Genomic DNA, 20,888 nt, shown 5'->3' on the forward strand with positions numbered 1-20,888 from the left:
ATTGATAGATTTAAAAGTACTTTGTAATTCAAAGTTTTTGGGTAAAAAAATAGAGTTATTTATGATTTCATTAATTTTTCAAGGTATGATAAGTGCTCTTTAAAAGCTGCACGCCCCAGATCGGTTACCTGATAAGAGGTTTTTGGCTTTTTGCCCACAAATTCTTTCTTCACTTCGATATAAGCTGCTTTTTCAAGTGCAGAGGAATGACTCGCTAAATTACCGTCGGTGATATTCAAAAGCGCTTTCATCTCGGTAAAATCTACCCAGTCGTTAACCATCAGAACGGACATTATACCCAGTCTGACACGGCTTTCAAAATCTTTATTTAGTTTATCAATAATTCCCATTGGGTTATTTGTATTTTTTGAACATCACTAATCCATATACAATATGTAGGATTCCGAATCCGATAATCCAGAAAATCAAACCATATCCTATATTAAAAAGTGCAATACATCCTAAAATCAGTTCCGAAAAACCTAGATATTTAATATCCGAAAATGTATATTTTTCTGCGTTTATAACGGCTAATCCGTAAAATATTAATGTCGATGGTGCCACTAAACCAAAGTAACCGTGGTACATCATTGCTAAGGAAAACACTCCACCTGCTAAAAGCGGAACACCTAGATTGAACAACATCTTTTTTGTTGCTGAAGTCCAGATTGGCAAATTGTATTTTCGGCTTTTTCGAATGGTAAAAAAGATTCCGAATGCAAAGGCAAATACTAAAATTGTGATTCCGATCCAGAATAATTCTGAAACGAGATTGGCAGAATATAATCTATGCTCATCATTTAGATAATCCATTCCGCTTGCTTTAAAAAGCTGGTAAACATAGATTCCGCCAATTAAAGCCGAAAGACCCGCGAAAACTCCCGAAAGTCCGCTTAATGATATAAATCGTGAAGAGCGCTCCATCATGGAACGAATATGTGCTAAATCTTCTTGGTGCTTTTGATTCATAATTAAAGTACTTTGCGATACAAAGTTATTATTTATTTTGAATTGACAAATAAAAAAAGTGAAAATTATTTTTCAAAAATAAAATACATTGCTGCAAGGCTTTGGAAACCCTTGTAGATCTGAAGAAATATATAATTTACAATGAGATTCAGATTTTATTTTAAGCCTCAAAAATACCTACAAGGTTTTGGAAACCTTGCAGGAAACTGAGTTTATTTATTACCGTAAAGTTGCGTGAGGGATAGGAGCATGCTACCGAAGTAGCACGGATAGCCCGACCGTCCCGATATAAGAAGGCGTATTTACATAAAGTATATTGGCCTTCTTATATCGGGATGGTCACGCCCAAATTATAAAAGCGAAAAAGCCCATTCTTAACGAACAGGCTTTTACTATTATGAAATTTCGAATTAAAACCATCTTCTTCTTTTGAATAGAAGAACTCCGAAAGTAGATAGAATTATAGAGACTAAAAGCAGAATCCAGATTCCATATTTACTTTCTTCTAAACCGTTTGGCACGTTCATTCCGTACAAACTGGCGATTAGGGTTGGAATCATTAAGATGATCGAAATAGAAGTCATCTGTTTCATGATTGTATTCATATTGTTTGAAATGACAGAAGCGTAAGCATCCATCATTCCTGTTAAGATGTTGTTGTAAATATTGGCGGTATCTTGTGCCTGATTTAATTCGATTTCGACATCTTCTAATAATTCTGGGTCGTAATTGGCTTTGTGTGCTTTTAGATTTTTAATTCTTTGAAACAAAACGTCATTTGCCTTTAATGAAGTGATGAAGAATACAAAACATTTTTCGATCTGAAGCAGCGCCTGTAATTCTTCATTTTTGATCGATTTCTCTAAGTTATCTTCGGCAAGTTTTATTTTATGATTGATTTGTTTTAGATATTTCAAATACCAAACACTTGATGACAAAAGCAATCTTAGTACAAGATTGAAATTATCTTCAATTTCAATGTTTTTACGTTGTGAATACGAGACAAAATCGGCAATAATTTCTGTTTTATAAAAACTGATTGTCACACAGATATCATCTTTAAAAATGATTCCGAGAGGAACGGTATGAAAAGGAATTTTGATATCACCACTCTTAACTGGAATACGCATAATAATAAGCGTCCAGCCGTCTTCGATTTCGATACGGGGTCTTTCGTCGATATCCTCGATATCATTGTAAAAAGCTTCGGGAATTTGAAGTTCTTCTACTAAATAGTTTTTGTCTGATTCTGTTGGAGATTCGATATGAATCCAGCAATTTGAAGTCCATTTTTGGATTTCTACCAATCCGTTGTTGTTTGTGTAAAAGGCTTTCATTTCAAAATACAGGTTTTTAGCGCAGCATTTTGAAATTTCAAAAGCTGCTTAATTTAATACTAACGAATAATAATAATCGTCCATTTGGAGAAGTGTTTTTTAAGTGGTGCAAAAGTATCCTTTATTTTTAAGAACCAAAACTTTAAACTATTAATTATATATTAAAATGATATTTTTAAATTCCAAATTTAAAATTCCAAATTCCAATTTTTCAACGGCAAAGAACGCAAGGCCTTTCTTTAATCCTTTACATGTTTTGAGTTCGCAGAGCTTCGACTTAAATCAATCATAGCCAGAGTCAATCTTGTTCTATGTGTTATTTTTTTTAGTTGTATTATACAAAAAAGCCCGTTCAACAGAACAGGCTTTGTAATATATTCTTAGAAAGAGAATTATTTTCTTGCGCTTCTCATTTTTCTTGCTAAAAGTGTATTTTTAAGCAACATTGCAATTGTCATTGGTCCTACTCCACCAGGAACTGGCGTAATAAACGATGCTTTTTTACTTACTCCGTCAAAGTCAACATCTCCTTTGATCACGTATCCTTTTGCGTTTGAAGCATCTTCTACGCGTGTAATTCCAACGTCGATAACGGTTACTCCTTCTTTTACCATATCGGCTTTTAAAAATTCTGGAACTCCTAAAGCTGTAATAATAATATCGGCGTTTTTAGTGAATTCTGCTAAGTCTTTTGTACGGCTGTGCGTTAACGTAACTGTAGAATCACCTGGATTTCCTTTACGGCTCATTAAAATACTCATTGGACGTCCTACGATATGACTTCTTCCAATTACGACTGTATGTTTTCCTGCTGTTTCTACTTTGTAACGCTCTAGCAATTCCATAATTCCAAATGGTGTCGCTGGAATAAAACTTTCCATTTCAAGCGCCATTCTTCCAAAGTTAGTTGGGTGAAATCCGTCAACATCTTTGTCTGGATCGATTGCTAATAAAATTTTTTGCTCGTCGATATGTTTTGGCAAAGGCAACTGAACGATGTATCCATCAAGATTATCATCTTCGTTCAATTCTTTAATTTTAGCCAATAATTCGTCTTCTGTAATCGTTTCTGGTAAAGCAACCAAAGTTGAATCGAAACCAATCTCTTGGCATGATTTTACTTTACTTCCTACGTAAGTTAAACTTGCTCCGTTGTTACCTACTAAAACGGCTGCTAAATGAGGCACTTTCCCTCCAGCTGCTTTTATTGATTGAACTTCGGCTGCAATTTCGTTTTTAATGTCGTTAGATGTTTTTTTACCGTCTAGTAGTTGCATTGTGTGTTGTTTCAGGTTTTAATTTTTGTTTCAAGTTTCAAGTTTCATGTTATTGTTGAAACTTACTATTTATTGAATTAAAAAAGTTTCAAGTTTTGGTTTCTTAACTTGAAACCTTAAACTTGAAACTCTTTTTATTATTTCGGCATTCCTCCTGGCATACCACCCGGCATCCCTTTCATACCTCCCATCATTTTCATCAGATTTTTTCCGCCTGGGCCTTGCATCATCTTCATCATTTTGCTCATTTGGTCAAACTGTTTCATCAGCTGGTTTACTTGCTCGACTTTAGTCCCCGAACCTTTTGCGATTCTGGCTTTTCTTTTTACGTCGATAATCGCTGGTTTGCTTCTCTCTCCTGGAGTCATCGAATAAATGATCGCTTCGATATGTTTGAAAGCGTCATCTTCGATCTCAACATCTTTCATGGCTTTTGAAGCACCTGGTATCATTCCAACCAAGTCTTTCATGTTACCCATTTTCTTTACTTGTTGAATCTGCGTTAAGAAGTCGTCAAATCCGAATTCGTTTTTAGCGATTTTCTTTTGAAGTTTTCTTGCTTCTTCTTCGTCAAATTGCTCTTGAGCTCTTTCAACAAGAGACACAACGTCTCCCATTCCTAAGATACGCTCTGCCATACGTTCTGGATAGAAAACATCAATTGCTTCCATTTTCTCACCAGTACCAACAAATTTGATTGGCTTGTTTACAATCGATTTGATTGAAAGCGCAGCTCCACCACGAGTATCACCATCTAATTTCGTTAAGATAACTCCATCAAAGTTTAAGATATCGTTGAAAGCTTTTGCTGTATTTACAGCGTCTTGTCCTGTCATAGAGTCGACAACGAACAATGTTTCTTGTGGCTGAATTGCTTTGTGAACACGAGCAATTTCGTCCATCATTTCCTGATCTACTGCTAAACGTCCTGCTGTATCGACAATAACAACATTGAATCCGTTTGCTTTTGCATGTTTAATTGCGTTTTGAGCAATTTCTACAGGATTTTTATTTTCTGGTTCTGAGTAAACCTCAACACCTATTTGATCTCCTACAACATGCAACTGATTAATCGCCGCTGGACGGTAGATATCACACGCTACAAGAAGTGGTTTCTTGTTTTTCTTTGTTTTTAAGAAGTTAGCTAATTTTCCAGAGAAAGTCGTTTTACCAGAACCTTGAAGTCCTGACATCAAAATCACTGTTGGATTTCCTGAAAGGTTTACTCCAGCAACGTCTCCACCCATTAATTCGGTAAGTTCATCTTTTACTAACTTAACCAATAATTGTCCTGGCTGTAATGTTGTTAATACATCCTGACCAATTGCTTTGTCTTTTACTCTAGCGGTAAAATCTTTAGCAATTTTAAAGTTAACATCGGCATCAAGTAATGCACGACGAACTTCTTTTAAGGTATCGGCAACGTTTACTTCTGTAATTTTACCGTGTCCTTTTAATATATGGAACGCTTTATCTAACTTATCACTTAAATTATCAAACATATCATTTTCTTTATATGAAGTGCAAAGATAATCTAATTAGATATTTCAGGCAATTTTTATTTAAGCGCAATTTAACCGCAAAGTACGCGAAGGTTCACGCAAAGAACGCTATATTTTTTTGCTCGCAAAGTCGCTAAGTCGCAAAGTTTTTTTCCACGCAGATTTAAAAAGATTTCAGCAGATTCGCGCAGATTATTATTTAAAATCTAAAAAATAAAATCTGCTAATATCTGCAGAATCTGCGTGAAAAAATCTTTTCAATCCTTTTAATCTGTGGCTATAATAAAAAAAGCGCAAAGAATAAACCTTTGCGCCTTTGTTGCTATGTCTCTTTGAACCTTTATTTTAGAATTGAAAATAAATGAAAGGCTGTGAACCGGCTACTGCGGTTGCATAAACAATCCAATAAACAAATCCTAAGATTATTGCTTTTACTAATAATGGCGTTTTATCGAAAACAGATTTCATTCCGTTTGTGAATGAATCTGGCAAGAAATGCCAAACATAACCGAACAGCATCAATCCGAAAACATTTTTATAACCTAATACAATTGTTTTCCAAAGTTCTGGTTCGAATGTCAATTGACCAATATTATTAATTACCTGCAAAGCTGTTTCGAAATCTCTAGCTCGGAAGAAAATCCAACAGAAAACTACAAAATGGAATGTGATTAGGATTGAGAAAAATCTCCACAAGAAATTTGGACTTTTGTCTTTCTTCGAAGGAAAAAATTCCATAAATATTTTATGAACTGCCAATGCTAATCCGTGAAGTGCTCCCCAAACGATAAACTGTGCTCCTGCTCCGTGCCACAAACCTCCTAAAAGCATCGTGGTAAACAAATTGAAATTGGTTACTAAGGTTTGTTTTATTTTGCTTGACAATAAAAATGACAAAGCGAAAATTAAAATACTGACTCCTGCAATGATAAGCGGAATTATACTTTCATTATAACAAGACATTCCCCAAAGCAATAATCCGAAGAAAAATAAACTTGGGAATAAATATCCTGCAAAAGAACCTTCTCTGTTTCCTCCAATCGAAATGTATAAAAAGTCTTTTAACCAAGTCGAAAGCGAAATATGCCATCTTCTCCAGAAATCGGTAATCGAAGTCGATTTGTATGGAGTTCTAAAGTTGACTGGCAATTTAAATCCAAGCAATAACGCAATACCAATTGCCATGTCTGAATATCCAGAGAAATCACAGTAAATCTGAATGGCATATCCATACGAAGCCATTAAGTTTTCGAACGAAGTATAACTCATCGGCGTATCAAAAACACGATCAACAAAGTTTACTGATATATAATTTGAGATAACTGTTTTTTTGATTAAACCTCCAATAATTAAAAACAAAGCGTTGTTTACATCTTGTTTGGTCAGGTTTAATTTTTGATAAATCTGAGGCAAAAAGTCTTTCGCGCGTACAATTGGTCCAGCAACTAATTGCGGGAAAAACGAAACGAAGAATAAATATTCGATGTAATTTTTTGTCGGTTTAATTTCTTCTCTATAAATCTCAATAATGTAACTCATGGATTGGAACGTATAAAACGAAATTCCAACAGGAAGAAAAACATTGTGAAGTGCAAAATTACCATGAAACATATCATTGTAAGTCACAATCAAAAAGTTCATGTATTTGAAATAGCCTAAAAGGGCTAAGTTCAAAATAACACTTATCACCAAATATAATTTCTTAACACCATCTCTGCTTTCTCTATAAATAATCTGGCTCAAACCATAATCTACAACCGATGAAAGCAATAGCAGTAGAAAGTAAATTCCGCTTGATTTATAGTAAAAGAATAGTGAAAAGAGAATAACATACGTTAATCTCAAATAAAATGTTTTGCGTAAAAAACCATACACAAAATAGAAAACCAGAAATAAACCTAAGAATAAACCGGTATTGAATAAAAGTTTTTCGTCTTCATTATAAACGAACCAACTTTTAACTTGCTCTATTGTAATTGCACCAAAATTTTGAATAAACCAATTATTAATGCTATCTATTGTTGTCAACTTACTTCTTTGATTTAAAATTATCGTATGATCTTAAAAACGCCTGAGTAAACAAATCTCCTTGTTTCTCGTATCCTCTTTTTGAATAATGAACCCAATCGGGTCCTATTAATCCTTGTACTTTTAATTGTCTGATGCCGCTCATTCCTCCAAACTCCTCGTATAAATCCCAAACGGCAAGATTTTCTTTCTGAGCTATATTAAGAATTTGTTTGGCATAATCATCAACATAAGTGTTTGGTTTTCTTCTTAGCAAAGATGGCGGAGGTGTCATTACAATGATCGGCGCATCTATTTTCTGTGCTCTTATATTGCTTATAAATTCTTTTAGCTCCCGAATGTATTTTTCTGGATCTAAATGATCATAGCTTTCATTTGTTCCTAAAGAGAAAACCAGTAAATCTGGATGCAATGATTTTAATTGCTCAAAGAATAACGGATATTTATTGTAATCTGAATATTTTGCTCCGTTTACTCCAATTCCGCTGTAAATAATTCCGGGAGTGTCTTTTTCTAAAACAATTCCGTTTAACTCGTAATCCTTTGCTTCTTTGTTCGGAATCAAGAAAATTCGGCTCAAAGCATTTTCAGAATTATAATAGTGCGAATACGAATCTGATTTTATTGCTAAAGGAACAAATTCTGACATTGAAATCGTCTTTTGTCTCGTTTCCTTTGTGGCAATTTTTAAGGTTCTTCCCGCTCTGATATTATTAGACTTTAAATGATTGTCTCTTTTAATTTCTGTAATCGAAACATTGTATTTGTCTGCAATTGTACCCAGCACTTCGCCTTTTTTAATTTTGTGTGTAATAACTTTTGGCTCTGTTGTCTGGATAGAATTGATTTTTGACGAAATTGCCAAATCAAACATATCCTGATTTTGTGGCGTAATAATTTTTATCGTATTGAATTTGTAAGCTAAATCTTTTACGTTCATTTCCATCACAAATCCGCCAGAATCTCTCCAAAGCCCTATTCCGCTTAACCCAATCGGACAATTCTTAACTGGGTGAATGTTTCTGTAACTTTCCCAAGTCCTATTCGATTTGAAACGTTCGTTGTACGAACCATTTGTTTTAGCTAATTGATACGGAAATACTAATCCGCGTCCAGCATTACCAAATTTCTGCTGCAGTTTTTTTCTGATCTCATTAGTCATCAAATCACCTTGAATGTGCGAATCTCCGATATGCACAATATTGATTTTTTGACTCTTCTGATCTTCGTTCTTTTCCAGTTTCTGAAAAAAATCGTTTAACGCTTTTGCATTATAAATTTGACCATCAGAAGGAGCATCAATTATTGCTGTATCTGCTTTTTGAATCATACTTTTGGGTGTTGGATGTACATCTGTTTTTGGCGTTTTTTCATTTGTTGCAAAAAAAAGACAACAAAAGAAAAAAATAAGTTTGTTTATCATACACTATCTTTTGTTACTGAAACGGAATCGGGTCTGGCTTTTCTTACTGGTTTTGGCTTAGTTCCTTCAGCATCTCTTTTTTCTCTGAGCACTTTATATTCTTCGTATCCTTTATTCAATTGTCCGTATAGCAAATTACCAATTGCTTTTGCACCACGTTGGTTAAAGTGGGTATAATCTTTATTTGCTTTTGCAGGAGTTTCATCAACCCATTTAATCATAGAACCATCTCCTCCCATCAAAGTATATAAATTCACAAATCCTGCCTGCGCTTCCAACGCGTAGTGTTTTTGTGCTTTCATTAATGGAACTACAGCAGAATCGGTCTTCATTTCTAAATCATATTTTGTTGATTTATCAGCAGTAGAAACAATCAGGATTGAAACTCCTGGGAACGATTCTTTAATTTTATTTACGGTTTTAGTCATTCCTTTTTCATACCAAGAATAATTTTTTGTTCCGTAATTTAAAACATTTGTTCCATAATGTAGAATAATTAAATCGTATTTCAGACTATTATTAAAAGCTCTCATTACATCGGCATTGAACATGGAAATTGGAAGTCCAGAATTTCCTCTCTGCGAGAAATTATCAACATGAACTCCACTTCCGTTATCAAAATTAAATCCGTAAATCGGAATAGAATCTGCTTGAACGAAGTTTGCTTTGAAAGCTTTTAAACTTCCAGATGAAACTTTTAGTGTATTTACTAGACCATTTGGAGAAAGGCTTTTCTTAATGGTATCTTTTCCAATAATGAAATTAACTTTTCCTGTTTTAGAGGAATGCCCATAATATAAGGTTGCATTATCTAAAGAAGTAGAATATTTATTAAGTCCAGCTTCGTACTGAACCCATGTTGAATTGGATTTATCATTTGCAAAAAACACATGTCCGTTAACTCCGAACGGACTTATTGGTCTTTTTACATTTAAATAAGATTGTGTTTTCCAGTTTTTAGAATAGGTTGATTTAACTGAACCTCTAGAGGCTGCAGATTCTGAAGTAATCGAAACAAAACCAACGCCATTTCCTCCAAAACGCTCCTGATAATTAGTACGAACGTCTTGTACAATTAAATCTCCATCGGTCATGGAATCTCCATAATAAGCAATCCTAACCTTATTCTGAGGATTTTTTTCTAACTGATACAATTTCTCGTAAAAGGAAATCAGGTATTGATAACCTTTGTAGTTTTCAAATGTTTCGGCTGGAAACTCGATTCCTTCGGTTTCATCAAAAACAATTTTCTGCCCGTTTAGTGCTCGCTCACTTTTTGCAATACTGTCTTTATCTAGCGATAATGAATCGTCGGCAACAGACTCTAAAAGCAGACTGTCTATCAATATATTTTTAGAATCTAATTTAGTCTCAGAAAATATTTTGTCTGGAAGAATTTGCTTAAACCCAATAAAAGCAACCAGCGCTAACGCAACGATCGCAAAAGACTGAAAAAAATAAGATTTTGTATTCACCTAAATAATTATAAAATATGAAGAACTGCATTCAAAAATTAAACCAATCAAATAATGGTTAACTTATTGCAGAAAAAATTTGTGCAAAGATAGAATAACATTTTGTTTCTAATTCATTTTAACAAGAAAGAAGAACAAAAAAAAGAGGTTAGAATTTCTAACCTCTTGAATCAAAAAAAAAATAAAAAAAACAAAGCTAATGATTAACTAAAATTTAATGCCGAAGCATTTTTAAGTTAAAATGAAATATTCTTTATAATCTTTAGATTTTTTCATTTATGAATTTATTTTAAGATCGCATATTGGAATGTTGGATAACCTCTTTCTCCTGCTGCACTTAAACCTCCTGTAAATTTCAATTTATAAATATTTCCTGCAGGATCTTTAACAACATAGAAACGATCTGTTCTTAAAACAAATTGAGAAACAGGAAGACCAGTAGGCCCAATCACACTTGTTCCTCTCCAGTTAGAACCAATATTTCTTGGATCGTTGTTAAACTTAGTGTTATCAACATTTGCCAATGTAAATGCTTCATATGTAAATGCACTTGTAAGAACTTGATAAGTCTGAGCTCCTCCTTTACTATTATTTACTACATAATCAGCATACAAATAAGGAGTTAATCCAGTTTGTCCTGGAATAACATTTGTAAATGAAGTAAAGTTTAGATCCCATTGTACTTTTTGTGGCTCAACGCTAACTGTTTTCTTATCTAAAAGGCTAAAGAATGTAAAGTTAAATGCACTATTTTTTGAGACTACAACTTCATCGTGAGTTGTTGCGTCAATGTTTGCATATTGAATTTTATAATCATTTCCGCTTTTCAAAACTCTGATTTTTTTCCAACCTCTTGAAGTTCCAGCCACAGCTCCTTCAGCTCCTAGACCAACAGCTGCCGGATTATTCCCCATATTAATCAAGTAAACCTTATTTTCTGAATCAGTTGCAGAAACTGCTGCGATAGTAGTTTTTGTAAGGTCTCCAGTTGGATCATCAACTAAAGCAGGATTTCCGGTTCCTTGAGAAAATAGCATCGTTGGATCTTCAGCTTGAACTTCATCAATATTAGTTGTCTCTAATGCTTTAGCAGACATTTTTAAAGATGAATTTAATACTACTCTGAATTCTGATCCTGAATAGAAACCCAAATCCCAAGAAGTTCTTACTACACTAGTCAGTTTTCCGCTGCTTAAGTCAACAAATACCTGATTTGCTTGAGCAGAACCTCCTAATTCAGGAGCTAAAGCAGATCCTAAAGAAGCTGTTTCGTTAAAATTAACCTGAATTGTTTTGTTTTCAGCTATTGTAGAGTTTATTGTTGCACTTGAAATTGTAAACACAACATTTTTCACTTCTCCTTCAATAGCCTCTTTTAATTTTTTAAAAGTAAAACTAACAGAAGAAACATTTTGTTCGAAAGGAACAATTATCTTATTTGCAGCAATAGCTGGCGTAGTGCTATAATCTGTACCATTTGCAACTGAAGTTTCAGTATAGATAATAGTCAATGACCCAGCAGATGCAGTTGGAGAAGCAAATTTAATTTCGATTGGAGTCGATTCATTTGCTAAATTTACTGATGTCGCAGCAAAAGCAACCGAGTTTACAACCGGCTCAGCATCGTCACTATTACAAGCTGTAAAAGCCAGTAAAATAAAGGACATAATTAAAATAAAGTTTTTTTTCATTGGATTTATGTATTAATTAAAATTTAGGTTATATGTAAGTTTAAGAAAGTAAGAGCGTCCGTATCCTAATAATAAATCGGGACTTCCAGAAGCGTGTGCGCCACCTGTTGAACCTCCACTTTGAACAGTCTGCACATTGGTTATGTCAAATAAATTTCTAGCGCCAACTGTGACTTCAAATTGATTCTTGAAAAATAATTTTCGAACAGAAGCGTCCATCCAGCTGTAAGGACTGATCTCACTTAAAAAGAATTTAGCACTTCCATCTGTATCCGTTCCCGCTACAAATTGCTGTTGTTTTCCATTGTACTTATAGTAAAGAGCAAATAGTGTATTCCACTTCGGAATATTGTATGAAATACTAGAGTTTAAGTTTAAAGAATACAAGAATTTATCATCAGATGTTACATTCAAAGCTGCCAGGTCCAATTTTCGAGAAATTCCTACCAGTGCAGCTCCTACTTTTATATTCCAATTTTTATAAGAATACTGTTCTGTGGTAGAGATATTCCACATTTGGTATTTATTAATGTTTACATATTTATAAACTAACGGATTTACATCTGTCAAGACCATATCGATTCGGTCATCGACATTCAAATAAGTAACTGCCAAATTATTTGCAATCTGAGCACCTGAATCAAAAAAGCAAGATCTTTTAAAACTAAGCTCATATGAAGTACTATTTTCGGGAACTAAATCGGGATTTCCTTGAAGATTATGATTTGAATCGACAAAATAAGTGTAGAGTTCATCAAAATTAGGTGTACGATAAGATTTTCCAAGTGAAGCTCTTGCTTCTAACCCTTTTTTAAAGAGATATCTCAATCCTAAAGAACTTGCGTATTGATTATCAAATTGTGCTTGAAAAGAGTATCTAAGACCTGGGCGTATAGAAAATTTATCATTTAGATTAATTTCAGCTACAGAGAAAATATCATAATTTTCAAGTCTTTTCCTTACGTCTTTAAATTGCTGCTGATCATCTTTAAAAGTTCCTGCTGCTGAATTATAAAACCCATTCTCATTTGTGATTTCATATCCCATTTGAAAATCAACTTTTTTACTATCAAAGAAATTACTTAGTGTTCCTGTAGAATAAAATACTTCCTTAGACTGGTATGTTTGTCTATCGTTAGCGAATTCTTTTTCTGTTTCAAGCTGATAATTGAATTTCTCCAAATCCCTTTCTTGCTTTTGATGCGAAACTGAAACATTGTAATTAAGTTTAGAAAAAAGCTTTCCGTTAGAATTTAAATGGTGATAAAAGCGATTTGTTATAAATCTTTTATCATTTGTATAATAGGTATTTGGAAAAGGAAAATTATCCTGCGGAATTATAATTGGATTATAATAATGAACATTTTCTCCATAGTAATCAAACTTGTAAAAAATTCTAAAGTCATTCTTTTGATATCCCAGCATTGCATTTCCTACTAATTGTTCTTTTGGCAACCAGCTGAAACCTCGCAAACCATCATTTCCAGTATAATCTTTTCCTTCTTTATCGTCATAAAAGCCTGCGAAATCATTACGATTTCCTCCTATATTTATAAACCAGTTTTCATTAAAGTTATGGGCTATCTTAGCTGCCTGAATATGACGACCTTTATCAAAAAGACCATATTCATTTCCTACGGTTTCTTCTTGAACTGTTGCGCTTATCTGCCATCTATAACCACCACCTTTTTTAGTTATTATATTCAAGATACCTGTCACTGCATTTGCACCATGAGTTACTCCCATAGAGCCTTCTATAATCTCGATACGCTCCACGTCATCAAGATTCACTTGCGTTAGATCTACATTTGTCCCCATTCCAGTGTCACTTACCAATGGTATATTATCAACTAAAATTTTAAAATACTGTGAATCCAATCCAAACATAGAAACAGTCGAGCGTCCATCACTTCCACTATTTCGAATTGTAATGTTTAAGTATTGGTTCAAAACATCCGCAAGATTATTTGCTGCTAATTGTTTAATATCTTCTTTTGAAATTACACGTACATTAAAAACAGACTTCTTTATAGATTGTTGCTCAAACTGCCCTGTAACAACAACTTCCGATAATTTTTCAGCCGATTTAATAGTATCTTTTTGCTGCGCAAAAGAATAAGTACAAAAAAGTAGTCCAGCAAAAAAGGTAATTTTAATTTTCATTATTTTTATTCAGTCTTAATAATTGATGCAAATATATAACTATTTTTAATTGTTCTAAATTAAATTTATATATTTGCGAAAAATTTAAAAACAAAACAATAAGTTATGATTTCAAAAAGCCTTTTTATGTCAGCCGCTTTGGCTTTAACATGTAGTCTTGGTTTTAGTCAGGACAAAAAACAACAAGACATTAAGTCAATTAAATCAATGTGTGGTTGTTACGAAGTGAAGTTTAATTTCACAGAAACATTTTCATATCCAAAAGACACTCTTACCTATAAGCCATCAGAAACAAAACATGAATCTGCATTAGAATGGGTAGAGTTATTAGAGGATACTCCAAACAAAATTGTTATGCAGCACTTATTGATTGTAAGTGACGATATGATCATCAAACACTGGAGACAAGATTGGCTATACGAAAACACAGACTTATACTCTTTTGACAAAGGCAATACTTGGAAATACAAAAAGCTAGACAAAAAAGCGGTTAAAGGACAATGGACTCAAAAAGTATATCAAGTAGATGATAGTCCAAGATATGAAGGGTCTTCAACATGGGTTCACGTTGACGGGCAAGATTACTGGGCAAACGTTGCTGATGCACCGCTTCCAAGAAGAGAGCAAACAAAACGTAACGATTACAATGTTTTAAAAAGAAGAAACATTCACGAAATCACTTCTACAGGATGGAATCATGAACAAGACAATGACAAATTGGTTCGTGACGATGCTGGAAAAGATGTTTTGTTAGCACAAGAAAAAGGATTTGACGTTTATACTAAAGTTGCAGATGTTAAATGTCTGGCAGCTCAAAAATGGTGGAAAGAAAACAACGCGCTTTGGAAAAATGTTCGTGACAAATGGCAGACTCTTTTTGACAGACACCAAGATTTAAACCTAGAGGCAAAAGTTGACAGAAAAGCACTTTACTCTCTTTTATTTGATTTAAAACCAGATACTGCAAAAGCAGAAACAGATAAAATCATTGACAAATTTGTTAAGTAATTAGAATTAGTTGTTAATAAAAAATCCGGAAGTTTTTAAAGCTTCCGGATTTTTTTGTTTGTTCTATTAATTACTGAGCACACTCAGAATAAGTAACAGCGTGTCTTGATAAATCTGTCCATTTTGGATCTGCTGCAGATGCAGTGATTAATTTGTCACATCCGCTCCACAACGTTGCAAATTCTTTTTTGTATTCTTTTTTCTTTAATAAAAATGCAGGTGCATCTTTTTTAGCAACATAGTAAGATTTAGCATCTCCACCTACAAATTTAATACCTCCAACTCCTAAAGAAGTAGTTTCTTTTGCATGTGGATCACAGTATATTTTAAATTCTTTACTAAATGCAGGGTTTAAAAGTTGCATTAATAATTTTGATTTTTTCTTTTTGATTTGCACATCAGCAGTTTCAAAATATGCGTAACCTTCCTTTAAGTACTCTTGGTTCAGTTTATCATCGTTCCATTTTTGAAAATCTGTACCAAAATCAATTTTTTTAGTCAAATTATCAAGCCCACTAGGTGGCAAGTACATAAATTTAATATCTTCTGGTTTTAATTTGTGCTTTTTTCCAGCAGCGTCTTGTAATTTAATAAATTCAATTAACCCTTTGTCTCTATCAATATCACGAATAGTTCCGCTAATTTCTGTTCCGTCTGCTAGCGTAATGTAAGCTGTTTTACTGTGCGAAAATCCATAAGATGGGTTAATTAAATCTTGAGCTTTTGTTGCTGTAAATGCAAAAAGAAGCATCATTAAAAGTAAAGGTTTTTTAATCATTTGTTTTTGGGTTTAAATTTTGCCTACTCTCACGATTTTCGGCTTCCTCGTATTTATTTTATAATATCGTAAGCCGATTTTTCTTCTTTGTTTATTGGCACTTTTAGCTGTAAAATAACCAATTATTTCCTCCTGTAAACATACTTATAAAAACAACATACACAAATCTCGTTAATACTTATTTACACGAAAATTCATTTAAAAAAAATCCGGAAGTTTTTAAAGCTTCCGGATTTTTTTATTTTTTAATTTTTATTATAATGGATTTTGCACAATTAATGGATTGGCATCAATTTCTGCTTGTGGAATCTGAAAAATAAATTTATTGTCTCCAACTGGAATATTAAATTTACCAAATGCAGTATGATTAGATCCTACATAATCCCTTCTAAGAGCTACCCCTAAACGTTTCATATCAAACCAGGCGTAGCCTTCTCCCCATAATTCAATTCGTTTCTGAAGAATTATTTCGTTTATCAAGTCATTTCCAGTATTTGTTGACAATATATATGCTGGATCCCTAGTAACTGTTATATCATATAAAGTTTTCCTAGCCAATGCTTCGTTTCCTGATCGTGCGTAAGCTTCAGCTTCTATGTAATACATTGATGCTGCTCTTAAATAAATATAGTCCCCCGCATCGATTGTTGGATCAATAAATTTTAAATTAGCGTAAGCAGGCAATGATGGGTATGTGGAATTACCTATTGGAGACACAAATGCATTTCTCCTAAAATCGGTATTAGGAATTAAATCATATAGGCTTTTGTCGATATTTTTATAAATACCTAAACCTCCCGCATATCCAGATTCATTAGTATTATCAAAATGAGAGAAAAAACTTGCCACAAAAGTACTTTGTGCAGATGTTATTGATGCTCCCCACATTGTATCTTTATTACTAACATCATAAAAACCTTGCATCCATTCGTTCTCTGTTAACAATGGATAATTCTGTCTAGCAGTATTTGCTAAAACAGCTGCTTCAGAGTATTTACCCATTTCCAGATAAACATCGGCTAAAAATGCTTGAGCAACAGATTGATCAACTGCGTTATTGTTTTTACGCTTAAATCCCTGAAGTAATTCAACCGATTCATTTAAATCAGCTTGAATCTGTGCATACACTTCAGCCACTTTAGACCTTGCTTTACCTTCAAAAACAACTTCAGTATAAAGAGGAACACATAATTTATTTTCATTGCCAATATAAGTTGGTCCGTACATACGTGCCAACATAAAATAAAAATAACCTCTTAAAGCTAATGCTTGTCCTCTAATTGCTTTTAACTTATCATCTGTAACTTCTTCTGGAATTCCCGCCAATACGACATTTGTAGTTTTAATTTGTGGATAATATGTACTCCATGCTAGTCGCGACCTATTATTAGTTTGCTGTCTTGCTTGATAATTATAAAAATTACTGTACCAGCTTGATTTTGTCATAAGCATGTCATTACTCATTAAATCTGTAGCGGTTAAAATAGATTTGTGTCCATAATCTTCATGATTATTTATAGATAAGCCATAGGATCTTAAAGCAGAATAAATTCCGTTTACAATTGCCTCATTTGCTTCTGCTGAAGAGGCTAATTGCTCATCATTAATAGTAGATTCTGGTGTCGTGTCAAGAAAATCGCTTTCGCAACTTGTAAAAATCAACAACGACAATGATAATATTATTATTTTTTTCATGTTTTTAAAAATTTACAGTTAAACCAAACGATACAGATTTCATAACACCGTATACATTTAGAGATTGTCCGTTGTTAGTTCGTGCACCTAAATTGTTCAATCTAGGATCCATCCCTTTTCTTTCTGACCACAAAGCTAAATTTGACCCCATCAAACTAAATTTTGTTGATTGAATTCCAAGATCTGAAAGCTGACTATTTTTAAAATCATATGATAGTGAAACATCTTGTAAACTGATATAGTTAGATTTTATCAAGAAATAATCTGATGTTGCCATTTGAAGAGTTGAAACATGATCAATTCTTGGAATATCAGAATTTGGATTGTCAATCGACCACGCTTTGTTTACATCTTTATGATAGTTTTGTCCAATATTATCTGAACCTGAATACATCGATGTTTGATAGAGGCCATCATACAAATATCCTCCGAACTGGTATGCAAAACTTCCTTGTAATGTGATATTTTTATATCTTACCATAGTTCCAAATCCTCCATAAACATCAGGATTCGCATCTTTTTTACTTAAGTATTGTGTTGCATTTCCATAAACATTAGTAGTTACTTTACCTACTACATTTCCAGAAGTGTCTTTCTGATCCATATACCATAAAGCGTCTCCATTAGTTTTATCTACACCTGCAAATTCTCTCATATAATAAGAATATGCTGGTGCCCCAACTTCGAATCTAAAAATACCATTTGTAAATGGACTAGGCAATGCGGTAACTTTGTTTTTGTAATGTGTTGCATTGGCCCAAATATTAAAATCAACAGTGTCAGATTTTAATATATCAAGACCTAAGTTGACTTCTATCCCTTTATTTGACATATCTCCAATATTCTCAGTGATAAAAGACACTCCTGTAGATGGCGAATTAGGACGGTTATAAATTAAATCACTTACATTTCTTTCAAAATATTCAGCTTCAATGTTTAACCTATTAAATAACTGAATATCAAATCCAATATTTAAGTTCTTAGATTTCTCCCATTTAATATCTTTGTTTCCTTGATAAACTGTTAGAATACTTGCGTTTCCGTCAGCATCAGGTACAATTTCGTATTGAGTCTGGTACGCATAATAATTTCTTGAACTTCCGAAATAAGAGCGGTGACTTATTTGTGATGTTGAAGGATAATAAATATTATCATTTCCTTGTTCTCCATAACTCCCTTTAATTCTTAAATCGGTAATCGTTTTAGACTTAGGAAAAAACGATTCTTTTGCAACAGACCAGGCTCCTCCAAATCCGTAGAAATTACCCCATCTATTCTCAGGAGAAAAGACAGATGAACCATCTCTTCTAAAACTACCATTTATGAAGTACTTACTTTTGTAGTTGTAATTAAATTTAGAAAAATAACCTTCAACTTTATACAGATCATTATACCCGTCAAAATAGCTATACACTGTTGCATTGCTTACAATAGTTAAATCAGGTATTACAATATTATTTTTTTGTCCAGCTAACATTTTTGATGTAAAATCAGATGACTCATGACCTACTAAAATATCTAAACTATGATTTCCAAATGTTTTTTTCCAAGATAATAATTGTTGATTCGTTATGGTATAATCAGTTTTTGTGGCTGTTCCAATTCTACCATTAACCCCGATTGCATCTCCTCCAAGTCCAGTGGCTGTATTTAAATAATAACCTGATAATAGGTCATAACCTAAATTATATCTAAAATTAAAATCTTTTAAGAAATCTATAGAAACATAGCCTCGAGCTCCAAATTTATTTTCTTCATTTAAATTTGTATTCAACAAAGTAGTTGCGTAAGGGTTAAGATTGGAACCATAAGGTCTATCACCAGATTTATTAAATTCATAAGCTTTTGTACCATCCGCATTCATAATAAAGCTCCCGTTATTATCTCTTTGCCAAATTGTATAAATAGGTGCAATATTTCTTGACCAGTAAAATAAATTACTATAAGTAGTAGATGAAACTTGCGATATTGGTGCATTTTGATCTGAATTTGCATAATTTAAATTGGCACCAACTTTAACTTTACTATTTACTGTATAATCTAAATTTGCTCTAACAGTTGTACGTTTAAAATTAGAGTTAATAGTATATCCATTGTCTGCAAGATATCCTACAGATAAATAAGTATTAAGCTTCTCGGTACTCCCTGAAAGACTAAGATAATGTTCTGTTCTTAACGCATCTCTAAATAAATTTTTAGCCCAATTATCATGGTATAATAATTTAGCATTTGAGTTAATTTCTCCAGTAACAGGATCTATTACTTGATTGTCTGGAACATTGTAATTATTATATCCTAAAGAGTAAGTATCTCCATTAATCAAATTTTGAGTTGCTGTCACTGATGCATTTGCAGATGTTTGGCCTTGATAAATTAATCCATTTCTAATTCTATTATAAATAGCTTTATAATATTCTCCCGGATCAGTAATCATATCATATTCTGGAACTGCTCTCGAATTAACTCCAATTTTAGTTTCATAAGTTACATTCAACTGTCCTTTTTTACCTTTCTTGGTTGTAATAATAATTACTCCATTAGCTCCTCTGCTTCCATAAAGAGCATTTGACGACGCATCTTTTAAAAAACTAATAGATTCAATATCTTGAGAAGCAATTGCATTAATATCTCCATTATATGGTATACCATCAACTACGTATAATGGCTCATTAGATGATGAAATAGAGCCAATACCTCTAAATCTTACTTGAGGCTTATCTCCTGGTTGTCCAGAATTAGCAGCGATTTGAACACCAGCCACTTTTCCGCTTAGAGATTGAACTGCATTTGAAGATTGAGTATTTTCTAACTGTTTGGAATCAATTTTGGTCACGGCTCCTGTAATTTCTTGTTTCTTTTGTGTCCCATAAGCCACCTGAACCACAACTTCTTCTAATTGTTCACCACCTTCCTGCATTTTAATATTTACAGAAGATGAATTTCCAACGGTAACCGACTGATCTTTCATCCCCATGTAAGAAAAAACCAGAACATCTCCTGTTTTTGCTTTAATCTTGTATTTTCCATCAAAATCGGTTTGAACTCCATTGCTAGTTCCTTTTACCACAACATTCGCACCTGGAATTGGTCCGCTGCCATCTGATACAATTCCTGAAATTGTTTTTTCCTGCGCAAAAAACAATTGAGCAGTCAACAAAAACACAAGAATTGCAAATCCTTTAAATTTTCTTTTCATTATAGTTTGTTTGAATTAAGGGGCGCAACTTATAAAATTAAATTAATTTTAACAAGATTTTACACTTATTTAACATCAATAAATATAATAATAAACTTACAAATACTTAAAACAAAAAAACCATCTATTATTAGATGGTTTTAATCCTTTATCATTTATACTAAAGCTTACTAATTCAAAATAGTTAAAAAACGAATATTAGGAGATATCTTAATGACTATGCAATTAAATACTGTGAAATATGATGCAAAACTAATATAGAATCAAACTGCAAATATTACCGGATAAGCCAAAAAAGCAATAAAAAAAGCCAATAGTTCGAAAACTATTGGCTTTAAAATTTCTT

Annotated in this window: 14 protein-coding genes; 1 reads left to right on the top strand and 13 read right to left on the bottom strand. The window is 33.0% G+C overall.

Annotated features, from left to right (window positions below; translation table 11 throughout):
• Window positions 1-59: 59 nt before the first annotated feature.
• From NCC77_RS21105 to NCC77_RS21150, 10 genes are all read right to left on the bottom strand, one after another.
• Window positions 60-350, bottom strand: a complete 291-nt coding sequence (locus NCC77_RS21105) for a winged helix-turn-helix domain-containing protein (RefSeq protein WP_095929406.1) — start codon at window positions 348-350, stop codon at window positions 60-62.
• Between the two features lie 4 nt (window positions 351-354).
• On the bottom strand, window positions 355-969 hold the full coding sequence (locus NCC77_RS21110) for a hypothetical protein (protein ID WP_250837350.1): 615 nt from the start codon (window positions 967-969) through the stop codon (window positions 355-357).
• 410 nt (window positions 970-1,379) lie between these two features.
• Window positions 1,380-2,306 carry a magnesium transporter CorA family protein gene (locus tag NCC77_RS21115; RefSeq protein WP_250837351.1) on the bottom strand — a complete coding sequence of 309 codons (927 nt, stop codon included), beginning with the start codon at window positions 2,304-2,306 and terminating at the stop codon, window positions 1,380-1,382.
• A gap of 392 nt (window positions 2,307-2,698) precedes the next feature.
• A complete protein-coding gene (locus tag NCC77_RS21120) occupies window positions 2,699-3,583 on the bottom strand; it encodes a bifunctional 5,10-methylenetetrahydrofolate dehydrogenase/5,10-methenyltetrahydrofolate cyclohydrolase (RefSeq protein ID WP_250837352.1) in 885 nt (294 codons plus the stop codon).
• A gap of 137 nt (window positions 3,584-3,720) precedes the next feature.
• Window positions 3,721-5,085: a signal recognition particle protein gene (gene ffh, locus NCC77_RS21125; RefSeq protein WP_095929402.1), complete on the bottom strand. Its 1,365-nt coding sequence runs from the start codon at window positions 5,083-5,085 to the stop codon at window positions 3,721-3,723.
• 345 nt (window positions 5,086-5,430) lie between these two features.
• Entirely contained in the window at window positions 5,431-7,113 is a 1,683-nt protein-coding gene (locus NCC77_RS21130) for an MBOAT family O-acyltransferase (RefSeq protein WP_250837353.1), read from the bottom strand.
• Between the two features lies 1 nt (window position 7,114).
• Complete coding sequence (locus NCC77_RS21135; protein WP_250837354.1) at window positions 7,115-8,443, bottom strand: GDSL-type esterase/lipase family protein; 1,329 nt, start codon at window positions 8,441-8,443, stop codon at window positions 7,115-7,117.
• Between the two features lie 89 nt (window positions 8,444-8,532).
• Window positions 8,533-10,011 carry an SGNH/GDSL hydrolase family protein gene (locus NCC77_RS21140; protein ID WP_250837355.1) on the bottom strand — a complete coding sequence of 493 codons (1,479 nt, stop codon included), beginning with the start codon at window positions 10,009-10,011 and terminating at the stop codon, window positions 8,533-8,535.
• Window positions 10,012-10,295: 284 nt separating this feature from the next.
• Window positions 10,296-11,702 (bottom strand): HmuY family protein, encoded by a 1,407-nt coding sequence (locus NCC77_RS21145; RefSeq protein WP_250837356.1) that lies wholly within the window; start codon window positions 11,700-11,702, stop codon window positions 10,296-10,298.
• A 12-nt stretch (window positions 11,703-11,714) separates the two neighbouring features.
• Window positions 11,715-13,865, bottom strand: a complete 2,151-nt coding sequence (locus NCC77_RS21150) for a TonB-dependent receptor plug domain-containing protein (protein WP_250837357.1) — start codon at window positions 13,863-13,865, stop codon at window positions 11,715-11,717.
• Window positions 13,866-13,970: 105 nt separating this feature from the next.
• Here NCC77_RS21150 and NCC77_RS21155 point away from each other — a divergent pair, with 105 nt between their 5' ends.
• Window positions 13,971-14,873 carry a DUF6607 family protein gene (locus tag NCC77_RS21155; RefSeq protein WP_250837358.1) on the top strand — a complete coding sequence of 301 codons (903 nt, stop codon included), beginning with the start codon at window positions 13,971-13,973 and terminating at the stop codon, window positions 14,871-14,873.
• Window positions 14,874-14,943: 70 nt separating this feature from the next.
• Here NCC77_RS21155 and NCC77_RS21160 read toward each other — a convergent pair whose 3' ends face one another.
• The 3 genes from NCC77_RS21160 to NCC77_RS21170 all read right to left on the bottom strand — a co-directional run bounded on the left by NCC77_RS21160 (window position 14,944) and on the right by NCC77_RS21170 (window position 20,542).
• On the bottom strand, window positions 14,944-15,651 hold the full coding sequence (locus NCC77_RS21160) for a YgdI/YgdR family lipoprotein (protein ID WP_250837359.1): 708 nt from the start codon (window positions 15,649-15,651) through the stop codon (window positions 14,944-14,946).
• A gap of 255 nt (window positions 15,652-15,906) precedes the next feature.
• Window positions 15,907-17,346 (bottom strand): RagB/SusD family nutrient uptake outer membrane protein, encoded by a 1,440-nt coding sequence (locus NCC77_RS21165; protein ID WP_250837360.1) that lies wholly within the window; start codon window positions 17,344-17,346, stop codon window positions 15,907-15,909.
• A 4-nt stretch (window positions 17,347-17,350) separates the two neighbouring features.
• Window positions 17,351-20,542: a SusC/RagA family TonB-linked outer membrane protein gene (locus NCC77_RS21170; protein ID WP_250837361.1), complete on the bottom strand. Its 3,192-nt coding sequence runs from the start codon at window positions 20,540-20,542 to the stop codon at window positions 17,351-17,353.
• Between the last annotated feature and the right edge of the window lie 346 nt (window positions 20,543-20,888).

The sequence above is a fragment of the Flavobacterium tyrosinilyticum genome (assembly GCF_023656565.1).
In the GTDB taxonomy this organism is placed as follows: domain Bacteria; phylum Bacteroidota; class Bacteroidia; order Flavobacteriales; family Flavobacteriaceae; genus Flavobacterium; species Flavobacterium tyrosinilyticum.

Bases quoted from the DNA above. Each gene is read 5' to 3' on its own strand.
- NCC77_RS21105 (WP_095929406.1), bottom strand. From the start codon at position 350: ATGGGAATTATTGATAAACTAAATAAAGATTTTGAAAGCCGTGTCAGA.
- NCC77_RS21110 (WP_250837350.1), bottom strand. From the start codon at position 969: ATGAATCAAAAGCACCAAGAAGATTTAGCACATATTCGTTCCATGATG.
- NCC77_RS21115 (WP_250837351.1), bottom strand. From the start codon at position 2,306: ATGAAAGCCTTTTACACAAACAACAACGGATTGGTAGAAATCCAAAAA.
- NCC77_RS21120 (WP_250837352.1), bottom strand. From the start codon at position 3,583: ATGCAACTACTAGACGGTAAAAAAACATCTAACGACATTAAAAACGAA.
- ffh (WP_095929402.1), bottom strand. From the start codon at position 5,085: ATGTTTGATAATTTAAGTGATAAGTTAGATAAAGCGTTCCATATATTA.
- NCC77_RS21135 (WP_250837354.1), bottom strand. From the start codon at position 8,443: ATGATTCAAAAAGCAGATACAGCAATAATTGATGCTCCTTCTGATGGT.
- NCC77_RS21145 (WP_250837356.1), bottom strand. From the start codon at position 11,702: ATGAAAAAAAACTTTATTTTAATTATGTCCTTTATTTTACTGGCTTTT.
- NCC77_RS21150 (WP_250837357.1), bottom strand. From the start codon at position 13,865: ATGAAAATTAAAATTACCTTTTTTGCTGGACTACTTTTTTGTACTTAT.
- NCC77_RS21155 (WP_250837358.1), top strand. From the start codon at position 13,971: ATGATTTCAAAAAGCCTTTTTATGTCAGCCGCTTTGGCTTTAACATGT.
- NCC77_RS21160 (WP_250837359.1), bottom strand. From the start codon at position 15,651: ATGATTAAAAAACCTTTACTTTTAATGATGCTTCTTTTTGCATTTACA.
- NCC77_RS21165 (WP_250837360.1), bottom strand. From the start codon at position 17,346: ATGAAAAAAATAATAATATTATCATTGTCGTTGTTGATTTTTACAAGT.
- NCC77_RS21170 (WP_250837361.1), bottom strand. From the start codon at position 20,542: ATGAAAAGAAAATTTAAAGGATTTGCAATTCTTGTGTTTTTGTTGACT.